The organism is Tepidamorphus gemmatus (assembly GCF_004346195.1).
Classification (GTDB): domain Bacteria; phylum Pseudomonadota; class Alphaproteobacteria; order Rhizobiales; family Tepidamorphaceae; genus Tepidamorphus; species Tepidamorphus gemmatus.
This window is the reverse complement of sequence record NZ_SMAK01000011.1, coordinates 90,752-109,616: the sequence shown is the minus strand read 5'-3', so window position 1 is coordinate 109,616 and position 18,865 is coordinate 90,752. Positions and strand designations below refer to the sequence as shown.

Here is an 18,865-nt window from a genome sequence, read left to right as displayed (position 1 = left end):
CACCACAAGCGCCGGAACACCAACCTGACGCGCCAGCAGAATGTGCTCCCGCGTCTGCGGCATCGGACCGTCCGCCGCCGAAACCACAAGGATCGCACCGTCCATCTGCGCCGCGCCCGTGATCATGTTCTTCACGTAGTCCGCATGACCAGGGCAGTCCACATGCGCGTAGTGACGCCTCGCCGTCTCGTACTCAACATGCGCCGTCGAGATCGTGATCCCGCGCGCCTTCTCCTCAGGCGCCGCGTCAATCTGATCGTACGCCTTGAACTCCCCGAAATACTTCGTGATCGCAGCCGTCAGCGTCGTCTTGCCATGGTCAACATGACCAATCGTCCCGATGTTGCAGTGCGGCTTCGTCCGCTCGAATTTCGCTTTGGCCATTGCTCTTTAAGTCCCGTGGTACTTCTGCCTGTGTTGTCGAGCGGCCTGGACAACGTGCCGGGTCCGCACATCCGGTACAGCCGCCGCGCCCGCCGGTCTCTCCGGCCCGGTCACCGCGGCGATCGCGCCATTCGGCAAGCGCGACCTGGAGCGGGTGAAGGGAATCGAACCCTCGTCGTCAGCTTGGAAGGCTGCTGCTCTACCATTGAGCTACACCCGCGCGATTAGATCTGGTGGAGGGGGTTGGATTCGAACCAACGTAGGCTAAGCCAACGGGTTTACAGCCCGTCCCCTTTAACCACTCGGGCACCCCTCCACATTCCTGATCCAGGTAAGCGCTATGAGCCGAGACACGGAATCCCGCCGCCGCAACCGCTCGGCGCAGCGTGGACCGCTTTATGGGAAGCTTCAGAGCCGATGTCAACAGCCCCCTTCCGCAAAGCCGCATGACCTGACAGAAATCGCCGATGTCCAGAGACCGCACCCCTGTCCCACCGCGCGGCAGATCGCGCCACCACAATCCGGCCCGTCAACGGGCTCGCAGCAGCCGCACCGGCCGGCCACCGGCCGCCGATCAGCCGCATGCAGTGTTCGGCCTGCATCCGGTGGCCGCGGCCTTCGCCAATCCTGCCCGCAACCGCCACCGCCTGCTGGCCACCGCCAACGCGCTGCGGCGTCTTGCCGAGATGGGCGTCGTGCCGGATGTCGAGGTCGAGGAGACGACGACGGCGGCGATCGGCCGGCTCCTTGGCAATGATGCGGTCCATCAGGGCTGCCTGCTCTACTGCGAGCCTCTGGCCGAACCCGACATCGGCGATCTTGCGGCCGCGCGTCGGCTGCTGGTGCTCGACCAGGTGACCGATCCCCACAATGTCGGAGCGGTTCTGCGGTCGGCTGCCGCCTTCGCCGCGGATGCGGTGGTTGTGACCGAGCGCCACAGCCCGCGGGAGACCGCCGTCCTGGCCAAATCGGCAGCCGGAGCGCTCGATATGGTGCCCGTCGTGCGGGTTCGCAATCTGTCGAAGGCGCTGGAAGAGCTCGCTGCGGCCGGCGTACTGACCGTCGGGCTCGACGCAGGGGCCGACGCGCCCCTGGAGATGGTGCCGATCGCCGAACCCTTCGCCCTCGTGCTGGGCGCGGAGGGAAAGGGCCTGCGACAGAAGACGCGGGAGACCTGCGCCCGCCTCGCGCGCATCGACATGCCGGGTGCCATGCCGAGCCTGAACGTTTCGAACGCCGCCGCTCTGGCGCTCTATATCGCCGATCGGGCAATCGCCGCCCGACGGTCCGAGATCTGACCGGCAATCCCGGGGTCAAGGCGATCCCAGGGGGGCCAAGTGGACCGGCCGGGGCCGGTCCGCCGACGATCCGGCGCCCAGGACCGCGCCGCGATCCGAACTCAGTTGCTGCCCGTCAGGATGTCGAGCGCCTGCTGCAACGCACCGGTGCAGTCGCCGCCGGCCCTGGTGGTTTCAGCCATGCCCTCGTCGCGCAGATCCAGCACCTGCTGGCGCTGCTCGTCGATCAGGGTCGCGGTCTGCAGCAGCTGGTCGATTTGCCCCAGCATCGCGTCACAGTCCTGGGCGAGTGCCGGGCCGGCGAGCGCGACACCGGCGCACAGGCATGCGGCAAGGGCGAGACGGCGGAACGCATTCATAGAGGTCTCCTCGGAAAGCCCAGGACCGGGTTGAGTCTTGCCCACTCCGGGTAGTGCTGCGACGTCATCCTATCGGTCAGCAGACGCGATTCGATTGACGCGGCCGAACGCGTGGCCGCTCTTGGCGGTCCGCCGCGCCCTACCCGATCACGCTCAGCCAATCACCTGCTGCCAATCACCTGTAGCCGCCTGCCGGAGGCACGTTGGGGCTGTAACCGTGGGGGATCGGCGGGTAATAGACGTACGCGCGTGGCGGGGTCACGAAATAGGGCGTCGGCGCGTAGACCACCTGTCGATTCCGGTACCAGTAGCGCCAGTTCGGGCCGACATAGATGTAGCCGCCGGCCGGCGCATACCAGCGGTAATAGGCCGTCGGATAGCGGTAGTGCGCGGGGTCGTTGACATACCAGTAGCCGGTCGGGCTGTAGGCATAGCCCGCATTGAAGGGAAACGCCGCCCCCAGGGCGAATCCGGCACCCCCGCCGAGGATCGCGGCAGCGGCCACCGCGCTACCGTCGGCACGGGCAGGCTGTGGCGTCGCGGCGATCCCGCCAAGGAGGACGATGGCCGCCAGGATTGCCGACCGCAACGCTGTCGAATATGACTCCTTCATCGCATGCCTCCATGGTCACCGCCTCGAGGCCGGCGCTGCCGTCCCCGGCTGGCTCTGCAGTTTCGTTGCGGCGCCCATAATGCCACCGCACATCTGAACAGTTCGCCACCGTGCCAACGCCACGCAAGGCCGCAACACCGCCGCAAAGCCTGCGCCGCCTGCCGCGCGGAGGACTGCAGGCGCCCGCCTGCGGCGGCACCACACCGGCATGACCATCCCGGCCCGACCAGATGGCGAAGTCTAGCACATCGACGGTGTCCCTTGTGGGCAACACCTTGGCTACCCACGGTCGACCTCGCCGCCGTTCGACGCCAGGACGCTGCATCGTTCAACGGATTCAGGATCCGCCCTGACCTGCCGTGGCGTCGCAGCTGCGAACGGAGAACGCCTTTTCACAGCTCCGGAAATTGCTCTATTGTGCGTCGGCGATCCGGGGCCGGCGTAGCACAGCGGTAGTGCAGCGGTTTTGTAAACCGAAGGTCGGGAGTTCGATCCTCTCCGCCGGCACCACGTCCTTCAAGCCGACCGCCACGCATCTGCCTCCCTGGCGACGACCGGTCAGGCCACGGCATCGCGATCCATCCAGCTGCCCTCCAGCGCCAGCACGCGATCGGCGGTCTTGTCGATCAGATCGCGATCGTGGCTGACCAGCAGCACGGCACACCCCTCCTCGCGTGCCGATTCGACGATCAGCTCGATCATCTCCTGCTGGGTGATCAGGTCGAGACGCGAGGTCGGCTCGTCGGCGAACAGGAAGGCGGGCTTCAGCAGCAGGACCCGCAGCAGCGCGAAGCGCTGCAATTCGCCGCCGGAGATCGCACCGGGCGGACGATCGAGGAGCCCGTCCGACAGCCTCAGCCGCCGCATCAGATCACTGATGCGGGTCGCGTCGAGGCGGTGGCGCGCCACCAGGTCGGCCAGTGCCCGGCGGATGGTCAGCTGCGGAGCGAAGGCCGCCGGCGGATCCTGATAGAGTTTCTGGAACCGCAGCGGCGCGATGCGCGGATCCCGCCGTACGGACCCCGCATCAGGCCTGATAAGCCCCAGCACGAGATCACCGAGCGAGCTCTTGCCGGATCCGCTCGGCCCGACGACCCCGACGATCTCGCCGCGTGCGATCGTCAGCGACAGGCCCGAGAACAGCAGCCGCCCGCCGCGGAACTTGGCGAGACCGCGTGCCTCGATCACCGGATCGCCGAACCGCTCCGGGACAATGCGCCGAATCCAATTGGCCGGATCGGCAGCAACGAGACGGCGCGTGTAGTCGTGCCGCGGCCTTTGGAGGACATCCTCCACTGGCCCCTGCTCGATGATCCGTCCCGCGAGCATGATGGCCACCTCGCCGCCGAGCCGTCGCGGCACCGAGATGTCGTGTGTGATCGTCAGCAGGCCGCCCTCGCTGCCCATCGCCTCGCGCAGCAGGTCGATCGCGCCGTCGCGCAACGCGGCATCGAGCCCCTTTGTCGGTTCGTCGGCAAGCATGATGCGTGCCCCGCCCGCCCGCGACGCTGCCAGGGCGACCCGCTGGGCCATGCCGCCCGACAGCTCGGAGGGCAGCTTCCGGCCGGCGCCCTCGAGGCGAAGGCTGCGCATGGCTTCCACCGCATCGTCGCGGGCTCCGTCCGCCGGCCTGCGGCGCACGACCTCATAGACCTCGGCAACCTGATCGATCGATCGCGCCGTCGGATCGAGCGCCAGCCATGGCTCCTGAGGCAGGATGGCAATCTCCCGGCCCCACAGCGCGCGGCGCTCGTGGACCGCAAGGTCCTGGACCGGCCGGCCGGCAATCAGGATCTCGCCCCGCGCCACCAGACCGTCCGGCAGCGTCCCGGCGATTGCCTGGGCGAGCAGGGTCTTGCCCGAACCGGTTTCGCCGAGGATGGTGAAGGGCACGCCCGCGCGGACGCGGATCGACGTCGGCTGGACAATCGAGTCGGCAGCGGCAACCGCCAGTTCACGGGTCTCGATCAGTAGGGTCATCGGGCCTTGCCACCGGCAATGAGGTTGAGCGACAGCACCAGCAGGAAGACCACGAGAATCGGCTGGGCGATGATGTACGGCGCCTCGTGGTAATATGGCAGAAGCTCGATCATCATCTGCCCGAGTTCCGGCGTCGGCGGCCTGATCCCGACATTGACGAAGCCGAGAGCGGCCACCGACAGGATCGCTGTCGCGGCCCCGAACGCGCCGACCGTCAGGATCATCGGCGCCATCTGCGGCCAGTAGTGGGTCAGGAAGACATAGACTGGTCCGAAGCCGAGCAGCTGCGAGGCCTGCACTGCCGGCGACGCGGCGACACGGATCGTGATGGCGCGCGCCATGCGGAAGTATTCGATCCACAGCACCAGCGAGATGCCGAGATAGAGCGGCCAGAACCTGCCGGGTGCGATCGCGATAATCAAAAGGACGAGCAGCAGCCCCGGCAGCGCCAGCACCATGTCCGCAGCCGTCGACAGCAGGCGGTCCACAAGCCCGCCGCGCGAACCGGCAAGGACCCCGAGCCCGACGCCAAGCACGGCGGCCACGATCGTGGCACCGATCGAGACCGACAGCGAGACGCGGATCGCCGCGGCAAGCCGTAGCGCCATGTCGCGACCGAGATGGTCGGTGCCGAGCCGATGGCCCGGACCGGGCGGCTGCAGCGTCTGCGCCAGGTTTTGGCCCGTCGGACTGCCATCGACAACGAGCGGCGTCAGCAGGCTGAATGCTGTCAGTGCGATCAGGATGGCGATTCCAACAATCACGCCTGCTCTCGGGCGGGCACCGGCCATCCGCCCGGCAGAAGGAACCTGTGCCGAGAATGGTTCGGTCGGAGCAATCATGCAGCTCTCCGGCGCGGATCGATGAGATGGCAGACGAGGTCGACCAGCCCGTTGAGCACCACGAACATCAGTCCCATCACCAGGGCAGTGCCCTGAATCATCGGGACGTCGCGGGCGACGATGGCGTGGACGAGCGCATGGCCGATCCCGGGCCAGGCGAACAATGTCTCGACGACGACGACACCCTCGATCAGATAGACGAGTTGAACCCCCAGATAGGTTATGACGGGAACGGCGATGTTGCGCACGCCGTGACGCCGGAACGTCTCGCCAGGCGGCAGGCCCTTGGTCAGGCCGAACCTGTAGTAGGGGGAGGCCATCACGGTGATCGTCGCGTCGCGGGCGATGCGGCTGGACACGGCGGCAAGGCCGAGCGCGAGCGTCAGGGCCGGCAGGACCGTGAAGCGCGCCCCGCCGTGTCCTGCCGCGGGCAGAAGGCCTGCATGGACCGAGAGGCCATAGATCAAGAGCAGTCCTATCACGAACTGCGGCAACGACCTGAGCCCGACCGTTGCGACGAATACGAGCCGGTCGAACAGTCCGCCTGGCCGTATCGCAGCCAGAACGCCGATCGGCGGCCCCAACACCATCGACAGGAGGATCGCGACCACCGCCAGCTCGACCGAATGGCCGAGCTGGTGTCGGATCTCGACGACGACGGGAACGCCCGAGACGAGCGACACCCCGAGATCGAAGCGCGCCATGCTCCAGAGCCAGTCTGCGAAGGCGGCAATCGCCGGCCGGTCGAGGCCGAGCTCGCGGCGGACCTGTTCGGCCGCCGCACCGTCGACGAGATCGTAACCGTACCGGCCGGCCGCGATGCGGAAGGCCATGTCTCCGGGCAGGCTCCGGACCATGATGAACGTCAGTGCCCCGACCATGACCGCAACGAGACCGGCCTGCAGGACCCGGTAAGAAACCAGCCGGATCACCTTGCCCACCTCATTCGCGAGAGGCGGTAGCTGCGCTCGAAGGGATCGATCGAGAAGTTCTCGACATCCTTGGACACTGCAGCCGTCTGCACGTACCAGACGACCGGGATGACGGGCAGTTCGTCCTGGAGGATGCGTGCGATGACGCGCCGCTGCTCCTCCGCCAGCTCTGCGTCGCCCGTCGTCAGGACAGTATCAATTGCTGCGATCAGCGCGTCGCTCTTCCAGTTCATGGCGCCCCAGTCGCCGCCCTCCGCGCCGAAATCCTGCATCAGCGTGCCGAGCGGATCGGGAACGAGCGAGAAGTTGCGGGCGATCAGCGCCGCTTCCAGCGTCCCGTCCTGGTGGCCAGCGGGGATGTCACCGGAATTGCCTACGGCGATCGTCGCATCGACGCCAATCTCGCGGAACTGGTCCTCGAGCGCCGTTGCCACAAGTGGCAATTCGGGCCGGTCCGGGTAGGTCCTGATCGTGAAGGCCAGCCTGACGCCGTCCTTCTCGAGGATACCGTCAGCGCCCGGCATCCAGCCGAGGCCGGCGAGGATTTTCCTGGCCCGTTCCGGGTCATGCGTCAGCGGTGCAAGGTCCGGATTGTGCCAGGCGGCCATTCCGGGCGGAAACAGCTGCGAGGCGGCGACATCGGGCTGACGCAGCAGCGCCGAAGCGATGCCTTGACGATCCATGGCGAGGCTGAGCGCCCGGGGCACCTGCGCATCGGCGAGCGGAGGATAGGCCGCGTTCACCTTCATCGTGATCACCCGCGGGAGCGGCACCGCCCGAACCTCGAGCCGGTCGTTGCCAGCCAGCCGCTGCAGGCTCGCCGGGTCGAGATTGAAGACGATCTGTGCATCGCCGCTTTCGGCGAGCAGTGTCCGGGTTTCGCCGCGACCGGCCGCAAGGAACATCGTGCGCGCGATCTCAGGCTTCTCGCCCCAGTACCCGTCGAACCGCTCCATGGTGAATCGCTGCGGCGGCTCCACGCTCACGATCCTGTAGGGACCCGTGGCGACAATCTGCGTCACGGACCCGTCGGCCGCGTAGGAGGCCGGTGCCAGGATCTGGGCCGAGGTATGCGCCAGGAAGGCGAGCAGCGGCGAGAATGGTGACGACAGCCGGATGAGCACAGCGGCATCGCCGACTGCCTCGATCGACTCGATCGGCACCTTGTCGAGAACGCCCGGCTTGCCGCGGGCGATCTCCAGGGAATGCACGACATCGGCGGCCGTCATCCTGGACCCGTCGTGATAGGTCACGTTCGGGCGCAGATCGAACCGCCAGGTCCGGCCGTCCTCGCTCACGATCCACGACGCCGCGAGCGCTGGGATCGGCAGACCATCGTCACCGATCTCGATCAGTGTCTCCGCGACCTCCATGCGGGTGAACGCATAGCCGGTCACAGAAGGGTCGAAGCCCTTGATCTCCCATGGTGCGACGACGGTCAGGGTCCGATCCTCGGCCCACAGGGCGAAGGGCGACATGATCGCCGACATCGCGACGGCAGCCAGAGCCATACGAGCTCTCTTCATGACATTCTCCGGATGATGTGAGGCGGCACCGCTGCACACGCGGGCAGCAGCAGGAGCAGGAATGTTATGCTATAACGTAACCGATCCGGATGTCACGGGCCGTCCGAGCAGCGCATCCGATCGTGTGGAAAGGCTGAGCTACGTTCGATCATCGGCAACCCCGCTCGATTGTCAGGGCGAGTGCCGGAAGGACGCCTGGCCTACGGCCATGCACATGAATGCCGCAGCCACACGACCCGCGGGGCACCCCGCCCGGGGACGTTACGCATGGCCACGGCAGGTCTCCTGGCTCGCGGGTCATCGCGTGTTCGCCGCCTTCCCGGGATTTCACCCAGTGGCATTCCGACGAACGGCTATCCGCTCACAGTTGCGGGGGCAGCTCCGGTCTTGCGCTCCGACGACACGGAAACACGCACCGGATTCCCTCTTAGCTCCCGATCTGACGACTCGGAAGACCGTGACGGGAAGAGCTTGCCCCAGACAATCCGTTGGCGTCAACAGTCGATCGGCGTGCTCCTGCGCGCGATGAGACGCACCCTATAACCAGCCCTTCACTGATCGCGCCACCGCCTCCGACGACAGGCCGTAGCGCTCATGCAGCGTCGGCAGCGCCCCGGCGTCGAGGAATTCGTCGGGCAGCGCGATCTGTCGGAAGGCGGCCGGCCGTACCCCGGCGCGCAGCAAGAGGCCTGCGATCGCCTCGCCGAGGCCACCGACGATGGAATGGTTCTCGGCCACCACCACCAGCCGGCCAGGCTTGCCCGCCTCGCCAAGGATCGCCGCCTCGTCCAGCGGCTTGATGGTGGAGACGTGCAGGACGGCGGCGCCGATGCCGTCGGCCGCTAGCATCTTCGCCGCCTCCAGCACCCGCATCGTCATGAAACCCGACGACACGAACAGCACATCGGCGCCGTCGCGCAAGAGCTTCGCCTTGCCGAGCTCGAACCGGTAGCCGTACTCCTCCAGCACCACCGGCACGTTGCCGCGCAAAAGACGCATGTAGACCGGCCCCGGATGGTCGGCGATCGCCGGCACAGCCTGCTCGATCTCGGTGGCATCGCACGGGTCGATGATCGTCAGGTTCGGCATTCCCCGGAAGATCGCTATGTCCTCGGTCGCCTGATGGCTGGGGCCATATCCGGTGGTCAGACCCGGCAGCGCACAGACGATCTTGACGTTCAGACTTTCCTCCGCGATCGCCATGCAGATGAAGTCGTAGGCGCGCCGGGAGGCGAACACCGCATAGGTGGTGGCGAACGGCGTGAAGCCCTCGCGCGCCAAGCCGGCCGCCGCCCCCATCAGCACCTGCTCGGCCATGCCCATCTGGTAGAAGCGGTCCGGATGCGCAACAGCGAACACGTGCAGATCGGTATAATTGCCGAGATCAGCCGTCAGCCCGACGATATCGGCACGGCTGTGGGCAAGCTCCGCCAGCGCATGGCCGAATGGCGCCGGCCTTGCCGGATGCCCCTCCGGCGCCAGCGAGGCGATCATCGCCGAGGTCGTCGCCCGCGGTCCGTTCCCGGTCTTCGGGCGGGGCGTGTACTTGGACAGCCGTGTCATGCCCCCCTCCCCGCGTCCAGCGCCTGCAGCGCCAGCTCCCATTCCTCAGGCTCGACCCTGAGGAAATGGTTGCGCTCACGCGCTTCCAGGAATGGCACGCCCTTTGCCATCCTGGTGTCGCAGATCACCACGCGCGGCTGCGCCGCCCTGCTGCCCCGTGCTGCATCGAAGGCCGCGACCAGCGCGTCGATGTCGTTGCCGTTGACACGCCAGCACTGCCAGCCGAATGCCCGCCACTTGTCCTCGAGCGGCTCGAAGCCCGAGACCTTCGTGGCCGGCCCGTCCGCCTGCATGTCGTTGACATCGACGATTGCGATGAGGTTGGACAGGCCGAACCGGCTCGCCGCCATCGCCGCCTCCCAGGTCGACCCCTCGCCGAGTTCGCCATCGGACAGGAGATTGTAGACGAATGCGCCGGACGCCTTGCGCCGCAGGCCGAGCGCCATGCCGATCGCGATCGGCAGTCCGTGACCGAGCGATCCCCCGGTGATTTCCATGCCGGGGGTGTAGGCGGCCATGCCCGACATCGGCAGACGGCTGTCGTCGGTGCCGTAGGTGTCGATCTCGTCCTCCGGCAGGATCCCCGCCTCGACCAGCGCCGCGTAGAGCGCGATGGCGTAGTGGCCGATCGACAGCAGGAAACGGTCGCGTCCCTCCCATTCCGGATCGTCCGGACGATAGGTCAGCGCATGGAAGTAGGAGACCGCCAGCACATCGGCGATGCCGAGCGCCTGGGCAATGTAGCCCTGCCCCTGGACCTGCCCCATGCGCAGCGCGTTGCGGCGGATATTGTAGGCCCGATCGGCGAGGCTGACATTGGATCTGTTGGCCATCGCGCCCTCAGTGGATCAGCATGCCGCCATTGACGTCGATCACCGCTCCGGTGACATAGGCCGACAGGTCGGAGGCGAGGAACAGGTAGATGCCCGCCACGTCCTCGGCCGATCCGAGCCGTCCCAGCGGGATTCCTTCAATGATCTTCTGCTTCATCTCGTCGGAGAGCTTGCCCTGGGTGATGTCAGTGTCGATCAGACCCGGCGTGACGCAGTTGACGCGAATCCCGTCAGGCCCCAGTTCGCGCGCCATGGCCTTGGCCAGCCCCAGCACGCCCGCCTTCGCTGCCGTATAGTGCGGTCCGCCGAAGACGCCGCCGCCGCGCTGCGCCGACACCGACGACATGCAGGCGATCGCCCCCGACCGCCGCTTGCGCATGTGCGGCACGATCGACCGGCTCAGGCAGAAGATGCCCTTGAGGTTCACGTCGATCACCCGCTGCCAGTCGTCCGGGCCGATCTCGCCGAACTTGAGGGGCTGGGTTATGCCGGCATTGTTGATGAGGATGTCGATCTTGCCGAACGCCGCCAGCACCGCGCCCGCGGCACGGTCGCAGGCAGCCTGGTCGGTGACGTCGCAGCCAATGCCCAGATGCGCCTCGCCGATCCCCGCCGCCGCCGCACGCGCAGCCGTCTCGTCGAGGTCGAGGATCGCCACCCGCGCGCCGTGGCGGGCAAACAGCCGCGCCGTCGCCAATCCTATCCCGCGCGGGCTTGCCGCGCCGGAAATCACCGCCGTCCTGCCGTCCAGCAGCTTCAACTCCACCTCCCTCTGCGATATTGCGACCAGCGTCGTCCGGCCACCGCGGACTACGTATACATACGCCATTGCGATGTGGCTATTCCCCGAGTGTGTCGCGACAGGGGCCTATGGGCGTCGAGTGGGCGCGACGGATTTCCCGGCAGACGCAGGAGGAGGGTAGATGCCGGGGCGTGCGGCCCGGGACCAAGATCGAGGGCCGCGTCAGCACCCGTTGACGAGAGCGTTGGCGGCCGCCTCCACGTCGATGCGCCGTTTGGCGATCCCGGCCCGCGCGACACGCTTGCCCGTGCATTGGAATGCCTTCTGGATGTCGGCGACCGTCGCGTTGGGCCGGATCTTCTTCATCAGAACCCAGGCACCGGCGACATGGGGTGTTGCCATCGAGGTCCCGCTCGCCGACCCGTACCTGCTGCCGAGAACGGCCGAGGTGATGTCGCTCCCGGGGGCCATCAGGTCGACGAGCCTGTTGTGATTGGAGAACGACGAGATCTGATCCGATTTCGTTGTGCTGCCGACCGTGACGGCATCCGAAATGCAGCCTGGTGCCGCGATGAAGCTGCTGGAGCCGTTGTTGCCCGAGGCGATGACGACCGCAACGCCCTTGCCGGCAAGCTGGCGGATCAGCCTGGTGATTGCACTCAGCGAGGCATTGTCGTTGTTGCAAGCCTTGGTATAGGCGCCTCCGCCCAGGCTCATGTTGACGGACGCGATCTTGTGGCTGCTGGTCAATGTGAGCGACCGGTCGAGAGCACCGATGATGTCGCTGTAGAAGGCGCTGATGCAGGGCGTCGAGGCTCGGCAAGCATCCGGCGTGAACCGGCTGAACACCTGCATGGAAATCAGGTCCGCATTCGGAGCAACGCCCTTGAAGCTGTTGGCCGGATTGCCCAGCGCGATCCCGGCGACATGCGTACCATGGAAGCACCCGTCGAGCCTCGCCGGACAATTCTTGCCGGACCCCTTGGCGAAGGACTGGGGCACCTTATTGGGGCACAGCGAGGTGGCGCCGGCGCTGCGGTCATTGGTGGAGAAGCAGGCCTCGGACACGATGCGCCCGCGCAGGGCCGGGTGCGTCAGCTGGACACCGGTGTCGATCACGACGACGGCCCATCCCCTGCCGCCGTTGACGCCCCTGCGACGCGCGACCACGTCGGCACGGATGAGGGGAACGCTCTCGTCGAGCATCGGCTCGACCCTGACATCCTCGTCGATTGCTGCGACCGCATCATTGCCGAGCAACGCGCGCACCCCGGCTGTACCGACCGACATCGCCACATAGGGGACATTCGCATAGCGCTTGACCGATCGAGCGCCCGGGACATTGGCGACCACGCGGCGCTGAAGACTGGCAATGGCGGCGCGCTGGGCGGCGAGCTGGCTCGGATCGGCATTGGCACCGAGCTCCTGCCCCTCGCCCAGCCGCAGTTCGACGACGACCGGGATCCGGCCCTCTGCCTCAGCCCGGGCGATCAGCGCATTGGCCGACGCCCGGACGGTTCCGCCGCTGCCGTCCGCCAGCTGCACGACCGGGGTGTTCGACATTGTCTGGGCGCTCGCGGCCGTGGCCGCCATCACAAGCCCCGCAATTCCGAGAACCGCCAGACGCACGCTTGACGCGGGACAGCGGCGCCCTGCCAGCGCAATTTTGATCCAGGGCATGCAGTCACCTTTCACAATGGTCCCCAGCCAGTGATTGGAAGCCCCAGCAAGACTACGACGGTCGTCCACTGGCACTGCCACGTTAGCAATTCAAGCCGAACCTACCTAGCGGAAACTGGCTCGTCGTGAGCCGGGGTGCGCCCGGGCGGCTCGGTCACCAAGATTGCAAGCGGCGCCCGCATGCATCGGTCGCCGCCTGGAACAGTCGAAGGCCAGGTGACTCCCAGGTGGATCAGCGTGCCGCGGATTGAATCTTGGCCTTGCCGGAAGTCCCTTGGGGCGACATTCCCGCAGGTATCACGAGCGGCTTCGTCGCCGCGACGTCCGGCGCCGTCTCCGGCAAGCCCTCCGAGGTCGACAGCTGCTGGACCGACACGCTGTCGACGTCGTAGCGGTGCTCGCGGCTGCTCCCCGGGTTGGCCATCACCATGGCGACGTTGCCGGTCTCGAATGTCCGGTCGGTCGCGCTGCAGACGACTGTGCCGTTGATCGAGAACTGGTGCGTTCCGTTGCGACTGACGACCTTCAGGTTGTTGAATCCACCAACCCTGACATTGATGCCGTCCCTCACACAAAGCAGCGAATTGTTGCCACCGGTGTTGTCACGTCCGTTGAGACCGATCACCCGCCAGATCACTGCCTGACCGCCGCCGCTCTTGTTGTAGGCGAACCACATGCCGGACATGTTCGTCTCCGCGTCGATCTTGGAGAACAGGAACAGGCCGCTGTTCCAGTTGAAGGACGAGTCGTCGTCGATCCGGCGGACCCTTGACGTCACCGACAGGCTGCTCGAGCAGAACGGACTGGTGGCGGCGAGCCAGATGGTCGGGCCGCTGCCATTGACGGACATCGTCCCGGACCGGAGCACCCACCGACCCAGTTCATGCTCCCAGTCGTCGACCTGGGCCTGCGTACCGAAGTTCCAGCTCTGCTGGTTCCTCGGGCGCTTCAGAACCTTGTTGGCGGCAAGCACGTCGATACGCGGCTTGGTGATGTTGTCACGCTTCACGTCCTTGCCCGTGCAGGCGAGCGCGCGGAGGATCTCCGAGACGGTCGCGGTCGGCTTCGACTGCTTGAGCAGCGCCCACGCACCCGCCACATGCGGCGTCGCCATCGACGTGCCGCTCTTCTCCCCGTACCTGCTGCGGAGGATCGGCGCACGGATATCGCTGCCGGGCGCCATCAATGCGATCAGTCCGGAATGATTCGAGAAGCTCGACACCTCGTCGGACTTCGTCGTGCTGCCGACGGCAATCGCCGAGGAAATGCACGACGGTGAACTGATGTAGCCGTTGTTGCCGTTGTTGCCGCTGGCGATCACGACAGCCACCTTGCGCGACCTCAGATTGTCGATGGCTGGCTTGAGGTCGCTTGTGTCGCAGCTGGAGGAATACGCGCCGCCGCCGAGGCTCATGTTGACCGACGCAATCTTGCGCGTGCGCTGCAACACGAACACGCGCTCGAGCGCGCTGAGCTGGTCGCTGGTGTAGCTGAGCACGCAGGGCGCGCTGCCACCGCAGTCGCTGTCGTTGTCGAAGCGACTGAACACCTGGATCGGGATCAGGTTGCCACCGCGGGCAACGCCCTTGTAGGGGTTGCCCGGAAAGCCGACGGCGATGCCGGCGACATGGGTGCCATGGTCGCAACCCGCCACATCAGCAGGGCAGTTTCGACCCGAACCCTTCCTCGTGGAGCTCTGCACCCCCCGGGGACAGAGCGATGTCGATTGCCCCGATACGGTCGTCGAATAACATGCTTCGGAAATGATCTTCCCCTTGAAGGCTGGATGGTCGAGCTGAACCCCGGTGTCGAGAACGGCCACCGCCCATCCCCTGCCGGTTATCCCCTGTGCCCACAGCCGGTTCGCCCTGATCAGCGGAACGCTGCCGCTGAGGCTGGGTGCGACCGCCACATCTTCGGTAATCCGGGACACGGCGGAGTTGGCGAGCAAAGCGCGAAGCTCGGCGACCGTCACCGACATTGCCAGCATCGGCACTGTCTCGTAGCGCTTGACGTTCTGCGCACCGGGCACTGCCTCCAGGACACGCGCCTGCGCATTGGCGATGGCGATGCGCTGATTTGCCGCCTGGAACGCGGAAAGATCGCCTTCCGGCACGAAATCGGTACTCAACCGGACGATCACGGATAGGCGGCCGCGCTCCGCTGCCTTGCGCAACAACACCTCGGCGGTCGCCTCGACGGTACCACCGGTCCGGTTCTCCACGAAAACCCTTGGGGTATCCAGGCCGGCCGAAGCCGGCCCGACGGCGACGGCAGGGAACATGCCCGTCACGGCCGCAACTGCTGCAGCTCCGGTCAACCGGCACCAGATCGATGCGACAAGCGGCATCGACCGCGTTCCACTCTCTTCGAGGTCTTGCATTGTCCGCCCCTGCGATCATTTTCGAGGCAATGGCCGCCGACATCACGCACTGTGTCGGTGCCTGCCGCTACGGAAACCTTACCATACATTAAGCTGGCTGACGAACGATTGAATCGGCGCGCGTTCGAGGCCGCATCGGGCCGCCGGCCGTGACGCGCGGATCGCGGCGCGAAGCCATTCGCGCTCCCCGGCAGGCGGGCTTGGCTACTGCACCGTCTCCGGCACGATCGGGACCGGACGCCACACCGTCGCCCGAACCTGCACGTCGTGCAGTTCGCGCGGGCTCAGCATCGTCTGGACGACGCCGCGGCGGTCGATGACCAGGTCGCGCTCCGGGCCCGGCGGCAGACCGGCAGCCGCCAGGTTCAGCCAGAAATGTGCCTCGACGTAATCCTGATGGACGCCCTGCCCGATGAAGTAGAGATAGCCGAGCAACCCCTGGGCATAGGGGTAGCCCTGATCCGCCGCGCGGCGATACCAGGCGGCTGCAGCACCGAAGTCCTGCGGCACGCCCTGCCCGTGGTAGTAGGCGAGGCCCAGAGCGGTCTGCGCCTTCGGATCGCCACGCTCGGCAAGCGGCAGCCACATCGCCGCCGCGCCGCGCAGTTCGCCCCGCTCGTAGGCGGCAATGCCGCGCTCGACACCCCCGTCGGCAAGCGCGATCGCTGCGGCCGCCAGCTGCGTCCCGGCCAGAACGAGCGCGGCGGCGAGCCGGCCGCTCCCGCACCTGATCCAGACCTTGCTGTTCCACCGGCTAGGCACCTGCCCATCCTCCCTGCTGCGACAGCCAAGCGCACCAGATCGCCGGTGCCAGCAGCGCCCCGAAGGACAGCCGCTGCTCCCGGCGCCAGCCGCCGGCCCGCAGCGCCCGCAGGCCGACCACCGCAATCCCCGCCGCGGCCGCCGCCAGCACGGCGACGGCGAAGCCGTGCCAACCCAGCCAGACGCCGCCAGCCGCAGCGAGTTTGACGTCGCCCATGCCGAGCCCGTCAAGGCCGCGCAACCGGTAGAAGCCCTCGCGCAGGAGCAGGAATGCCGCCGCGCAAACGGCGCCGCCGAGCAGCGCCCCGGCAACGGCCTCGAACATCGCTGCCACCTCGTGCGCACCCGCCACGCCCGCCCACGCCAGCCCGGCGAAGACCGCGAGTGCGACCCATCGGTCCGGCACGCGCAGCCGCAGCGCGTCCTCGAACGCGATCGCGAACATTGCCGCGCCCAGGATCGACGCGGCGAGAGTGCCGGCCGGGTCGGCTCCCAGCGCCGGCGCGGCGACCGCACCCGCCAGCCCGCCCGCCGCAGCCCCGACCAGCTGCCGGCGGGCGGATGGCGCGAGTCTCCTCGGCAGGCTCAATCGCGGGCGCGCGTGTTCATTTCCCACATCCTGGCCCTCAGTTCCTCGGCGACATGCTGGGCGTCCTGGCCCTGGCGGATGACGACCGGCCGGATCAGGACGATCAGTTCGGTGCGGTCCGACTGATTGCGTTTGGTACCGAACAGGGATCCGATCGTCTCGAGGCGATGGAGGCCGGGGATGCCCGTGTCATTGCGCTCGCTGCGCTCGCTGATCAGCCCGCCGAGCAGCACCGTCTGATTGCTGACGACCGAAACCGCGCTGGAGATCCTGCGCTTGGCAAAGGTCGGCGTCAGCGTCTGGCCGCCCGACGCGATGTTGGAGATCTCCTGCTGGATCGTCATCGAGATCACCCCGTTGTCGGCGACGCGCGGCGTCACGTTCAGGATGATTCCGGTATCGCGATACTCGACCTCGTTCACGGTCGGGGCATCGGGGTCGATGTTCGACGTCGACTGGCGGGTGGTGACCGGGACGTTCTCGCCCACCTGCAACGTCGCCGTCTGGTTCTCCAGCACCACCAGCGACGGCGAGGACAACACCTGCACGTCGGTGATCTCGTCGAATGCCGAAATGATGACGTCTGGGCTGCGCTCGCTGCCGATCACGAAATTGAAGCCGGGCAGTTCGCGGCTGATGTTGTTGGCGATCGTGTTGAACAGACCGATGGAGCCGTCATCGCCGCTCTTGAGGAAATACTGCACGCCATAGCGCAGCTGGTCGTTCAGTCGGATCTCGGCGATCACCACGTTGATCGCCACCTGCAGCGGCGGCACGTCGATCTGGCGCAGTGCCGCCAGGATCTTCCGGTACGTCTCGCCGTCGGCATAGACGACGATCGAGTTGTTGGCGGTGTCGGCGCTGAACCGGATACGGTCATTGCCGCCCGTCGCCGGTCCCGCCAAGATATCGCCGGCGCCGGGTTGCCGGCCGGTGTCGGTAAGGTCGAACGTGTTGCCGGATGTCAGTCCGGGATCCTGCTGATCGGTGCTCAGCCCGGGTTGCTGGTTCAGGTTGTCGCCGGTCTCGCCCTGCACGCTGGTCTGGAACAGGCTGGCGCGCGGATCGATCTGGTCGCCCGGTCGGTCGCCCCGCTGGTCGATGCCGGTCGCCGTTGATCCGGTGAAGATGCCGCTCAGGATTTGCACCAGCATCTTCGCATCACGGTACTTGACCCGGTAGACATGCACCTGAACGTCGGTCTCGGGGCTCTGCCGGTCGAGCCGGCTCACCCAGATTCCTGCCTGCCGGATGAGATCGGGCCGCTTGGAGACCACCAGCACTGCCTTCATGCGGCTCATCGGCACGAACTGGATGAGATCGGCGCCCGGCTGCCCTTCCCGCGTTTCGAAGATCCGCTCGAGCTCCGGAACCAGCGTCTCCGGCCGGACGCGCCCCACCGGGTAGATCGCCACCGACTGGTCAGCCATCCAGTCGGTGTCGAAATTGTTGATCGTCTCCACCGCCGTCTGCCGCTCGGCCGCCGTTCCCGCGATGAGTACCAGGTTCCGCGAGGTATCCACGCGCAACGATTCCGATCGCGTCGCAAAGCCCTCGATCAGTCCGACCATCGTCCGGGCGGAGACATACCGCAGCGGAACCACCGTCAGCCCGTAACCTGACCGGGTATCGTTCCGGTCGATCAATGGAACCGTACCGACCTCACTGTCGAACACGATCCGATAGATCGAACCGGTATCGACCAGCGCGGCCTGGTTCATGCGCAGGATCGTTTCGAGAATCGGCAGCAGATCCTCCTGCGCCACCGGCCGCGCCGAGACGAGCGTCACGCGCCCGCTGACCTCGGTGTCGATCACGAAATTGCGGCCGAGCGCGTCGCCGAGGATCGCCCGGACCACCTCCCCCAGGTCGGCGTTCTCGAAATTGAGCCTGTAGGTGCCACGCCCAGCCGTCTCCGACGATCCCGCCGGCACGAACGGCCCGCCCTGACCGTTGACGTAGCCGCTGCCGGTATAGACCTCGCTGGGCGGCGGATCGGCCGGACCGATTCGCTGCAGCCCCTGGTTCTGCTCGGGCGCCGGCTGGCGGGCCGCGAGGTCGGCATTCAGCACCGAGCCGAAGAATCGCGACCCGGAACCGCGCACGGACAACAGATCCTCCGTCGTCTGGCAGGAGACCGAGGCCGCCGCCAGCACGATGAGCAACACCGCGCGCACTGTCCTCCCCAGGTGCATCAACGCCTCGATACCCTCCTCACCTGAGGACTGCATTTGCCGGCGAGACCGGCAAGTACCACAACGTCCGCCCGCGCATGCCGCAACGCATTCATCAGGCCATCCGGTCATGACTCAACCGCCCAGCCCGAACCGCCCCTCCCGAAGGAGGGATCGTTCCGCGCAGACATGCCGAACAGGAGCG

General features: G+C 66.9%; 16 protein-coding genes, 3 tRNA genes and 1 riboswitch. Of the genes, 2 read left to right on the top strand and 17 right to left on the bottom strand.

Going from position 1 to position 18,865, the window contains the following annotated elements:
* The 3 genes from EDC22_RS15505 to EDC22_RS15495 form a co-directional block, all read right to left on the bottom strand.
* Nucleotides 1-384: GTP-binding protein (locus tag EDC22_RS15505; protein WP_132807588.1), on the bottom strand; the 384-nt coding region annotated here is incomplete at its 3' end.
* A gap of 146 nt (nucleotides 385-530) precedes the next feature.
* Nucleotides 531-604 (bottom strand) — tRNA-Gly (locus EDC22_RS15500).
* An 11-nt stretch (nucleotides 605-615) separates the two neighbouring features.
* A tRNA-Tyr gene (locus EDC22_RS15495) sits at nucleotides 616-700 on the bottom strand.
* 271 nt (nucleotides 701-971) lie between these two features.
* Between EDC22_RS15495 and EDC22_RS15490 the strand changes: the two genes are divergently transcribed.
* The gene (locus EDC22_RS15490) at nucleotides 972-1,682 is read left to right on the top strand and encodes a TrmH family RNA methyltransferase (RefSeq protein WP_245499793.1); all 711 of its coding nucleotides are present in this window, start codon (nucleotides 972-974) and stop codon (nucleotides 1,680-1,682) included.
* A gap of 101 nt (nucleotides 1,683-1,783) precedes the next feature.
* On the opposite strand, the gene EDC22_RS15485 is transcribed toward EDC22_RS15490, so the two are convergent.
* The gene (locus EDC22_RS15485; RefSeq protein WP_132807586.1) at nucleotides 1,784-2,041 is read right to left on the bottom strand and encodes a hypothetical protein; all 258 of its coding nucleotides are present in this window, start codon (nucleotides 2,039-2,041) and stop codon (nucleotides 1,784-1,786) included.
* Nucleotides 2,042-2,216: 175 nt separating this feature from the next.
* Nucleotides 2,217-2,654 carry a hypothetical protein gene (locus EDC22_RS15480; RefSeq protein ID WP_132807585.1) on the bottom strand — a complete coding sequence of 146 codons (438 nt, stop codon included), beginning with the start codon at nucleotides 2,652-2,654 and terminating at the stop codon, nucleotides 2,217-2,219.
* Between the two features lie 435 nt (nucleotides 2,655-3,089).
* Between EDC22_RS15480 and EDC22_RS15475 the strand changes: the two genes are divergently transcribed.
* Nucleotides 3,090-3,164: transfer RNA gene (locus EDC22_RS15475), tRNA-Thr, on the top strand.
* Nucleotides 3,165-3,212: 48 nt separating this feature from the next.
* Here the strand turns inward: EDC22_RS15475 and EDC22_RS15470 are convergent.
* The 12 genes from EDC22_RS15470 to gspD all read right to left on the bottom strand — a co-directional run bounded on the left by EDC22_RS15470 (nucleotide 3,213) and on the right by gspD (nucleotide 18,681).
* A complete protein-coding gene (locus tag EDC22_RS15470; RefSeq protein ID WP_132807584.1) occupies nucleotides 3,213-4,634 on the bottom strand; it encodes an ABC transporter ATP-binding protein in 1,422 nt (473 codons plus the stop codon).
* Nucleotides 4,631-5,398, bottom strand: coding sequence for an ABC transporter permease (locus EDC22_RS15465; protein ID WP_245499792.1), 768 nt, complete (start codon nucleotides 5,396-5,398; stop codon nucleotides 4,631-4,633). The genes EDC22_RS15470 and EDC22_RS15465 overlap by 4 nt, the downstream gene beginning before the upstream one ends.
* 74 nt (nucleotides 5,399-5,472) lie before the next feature.
* On the bottom strand, nucleotides 5,473-6,408 hold the full coding sequence (locus tag EDC22_RS15460) for an ABC transporter permease (protein ID WP_132807583.1): 936 nt from the start codon (nucleotides 6,406-6,408) through the stop codon (nucleotides 5,473-5,475).
* Nucleotides 6,405-7,934, bottom strand: a complete 1,530-nt coding sequence (locus EDC22_RS15455; protein WP_132807582.1) for an ABC transporter substrate-binding protein — start codon at nucleotides 7,932-7,934, stop codon at nucleotides 6,405-6,407. The genes EDC22_RS15460 and EDC22_RS15455 overlap by 4 nt, the downstream gene beginning before the upstream one ends.
* 258 nt (nucleotides 7,935-8,192) lie before the next feature.
* Nucleotides 8,193-8,409, bottom strand: a riboswitch (cobalamin riboswitch).
* Nucleotides 8,410-8,471: 62 nt separating this feature from the next.
* Nucleotides 8,472-9,497: a transketolase family protein gene (locus EDC22_RS15450; RefSeq protein ID WP_132807581.1), complete on the bottom strand. Its 1,026-nt coding sequence runs from the start codon at nucleotides 9,495-9,497 to the stop codon at nucleotides 8,472-8,474.
* On the bottom strand, nucleotides 9,494-10,330 hold the full coding sequence (locus EDC22_RS15445; protein ID WP_132807580.1) for a transketolase: 837 nt from the start codon (nucleotides 10,328-10,330) through the stop codon (nucleotides 9,494-9,496). The genes EDC22_RS15450 and EDC22_RS15445 overlap by 4 nt, the downstream gene beginning before the upstream one ends.
* 7 nt (nucleotides 10,331-10,337) lie before the next feature.
* Nucleotides 10,338-11,090 carry an SDR family NAD(P)-dependent oxidoreductase gene (locus EDC22_RS15440; RefSeq protein WP_245499791.1) on the bottom strand — a complete coding sequence of 251 codons (753 nt, stop codon included), beginning with the start codon at nucleotides 11,088-11,090 and terminating at the stop codon, nucleotides 10,338-10,340.
* Between the two features lie 204 nt (nucleotides 11,091-11,294).
* Nucleotides 11,295-12,635 (bottom strand): S8 family peptidase, encoded by a 1,341-nt coding sequence (locus EDC22_RS15435; RefSeq protein ID WP_165926937.1) that lies wholly within the window; start codon nucleotides 12,633-12,635, stop codon nucleotides 11,295-11,297.
* A gap of 349 nt (nucleotides 12,636-12,984) precedes the next feature.
* A complete protein-coding gene (locus EDC22_RS15430) occupies nucleotides 12,985-14,727 on the bottom strand; it encodes a S8 family peptidase (RefSeq protein ID WP_165926936.1) in 1,743 nt (580 codons plus the stop codon).
* Nucleotides 14,728-15,339: 612 nt separating this feature from the next.
* A complete protein-coding gene (locus tag EDC22_RS15425; protein ID WP_132807576.1) occupies nucleotides 15,340-15,897 on the bottom strand; it encodes a tetratricopeptide repeat protein in 558 nt (185 codons plus the stop codon).
* Nucleotides 15,890-16,486: a prepilin peptidase gene (locus EDC22_RS15420; protein WP_245499790.1), complete on the bottom strand. Its 597-nt coding sequence runs from the start codon at nucleotides 16,484-16,486 to the stop codon at nucleotides 15,890-15,892. The genes EDC22_RS15425 and EDC22_RS15420 overlap by 8 nt, the downstream gene beginning before the upstream one ends.
* Nucleotides 16,483-18,681, bottom strand: a complete 2,199-nt coding sequence (gene gspD, locus EDC22_RS15415) for a type II secretion system secretin GspD (RefSeq protein WP_132807575.1) — start codon at nucleotides 18,679-18,681, stop codon at nucleotides 16,483-16,485. The genes EDC22_RS15420 and gspD overlap by 4 nt, the downstream gene beginning before the upstream one ends.
* Nucleotides 18,682-18,865: the final 184 nt, after the last annotated feature.

Bases quoted from the DNA above. Each gene is read 5' to 3' on its own strand.
- EDC22_RS15485 (WP_132807586.1), bottom strand. From the start codon at position 2,041: ATGAATGCGTTCCGCCGTCTCGCCCTTGCCGCATGCCTGTGCGCCGGT.
- EDC22_RS15480 (WP_132807585.1), bottom strand. From the start codon at position 2,654: ATGAAGGAGTCATATTCGACAGCGTTGCGGTCGGCAATCCTGGCGGCC.
- EDC22_RS15470 (WP_132807584.1), bottom strand. From the start codon at position 4,634: ATGACCCTACTGATCGAGACCCGTGAACTGGCGGTTGCCGCTGCCGAC.
- EDC22_RS15455 (WP_132807582.1), bottom strand. From the start codon at position 7,934: ATGAAGAGAGCTCGTATGGCTCTGGCTGCCGTCGCGATGTCGGCGATC.
- EDC22_RS15450 (WP_132807581.1), bottom strand. From the start codon at position 9,497: ATGACACGGCTGTCCAAGTACACGCCCCGCCCGAAGACCGGGAACGGA.
- EDC22_RS15445 (WP_132807580.1), bottom strand. From the start codon at position 10,330: ATGGCCAACAGATCCAATGTCAGCCTCGCCGATCGGGCCTACAATATC.
- EDC22_RS15435 (WP_165926937.1), bottom strand. From the start codon at position 12,635: ATGTCGAACACCCCGGTCGTGCAGCTGGCGGACGGCAGCGGCGGAACC.
- gspD (WP_132807575.1), bottom strand. From the start codon at position 18,681: ATGCACCTGGGGAGGACAGTGCGCGCGGTGTTGCTCATCGTGCTGGCG.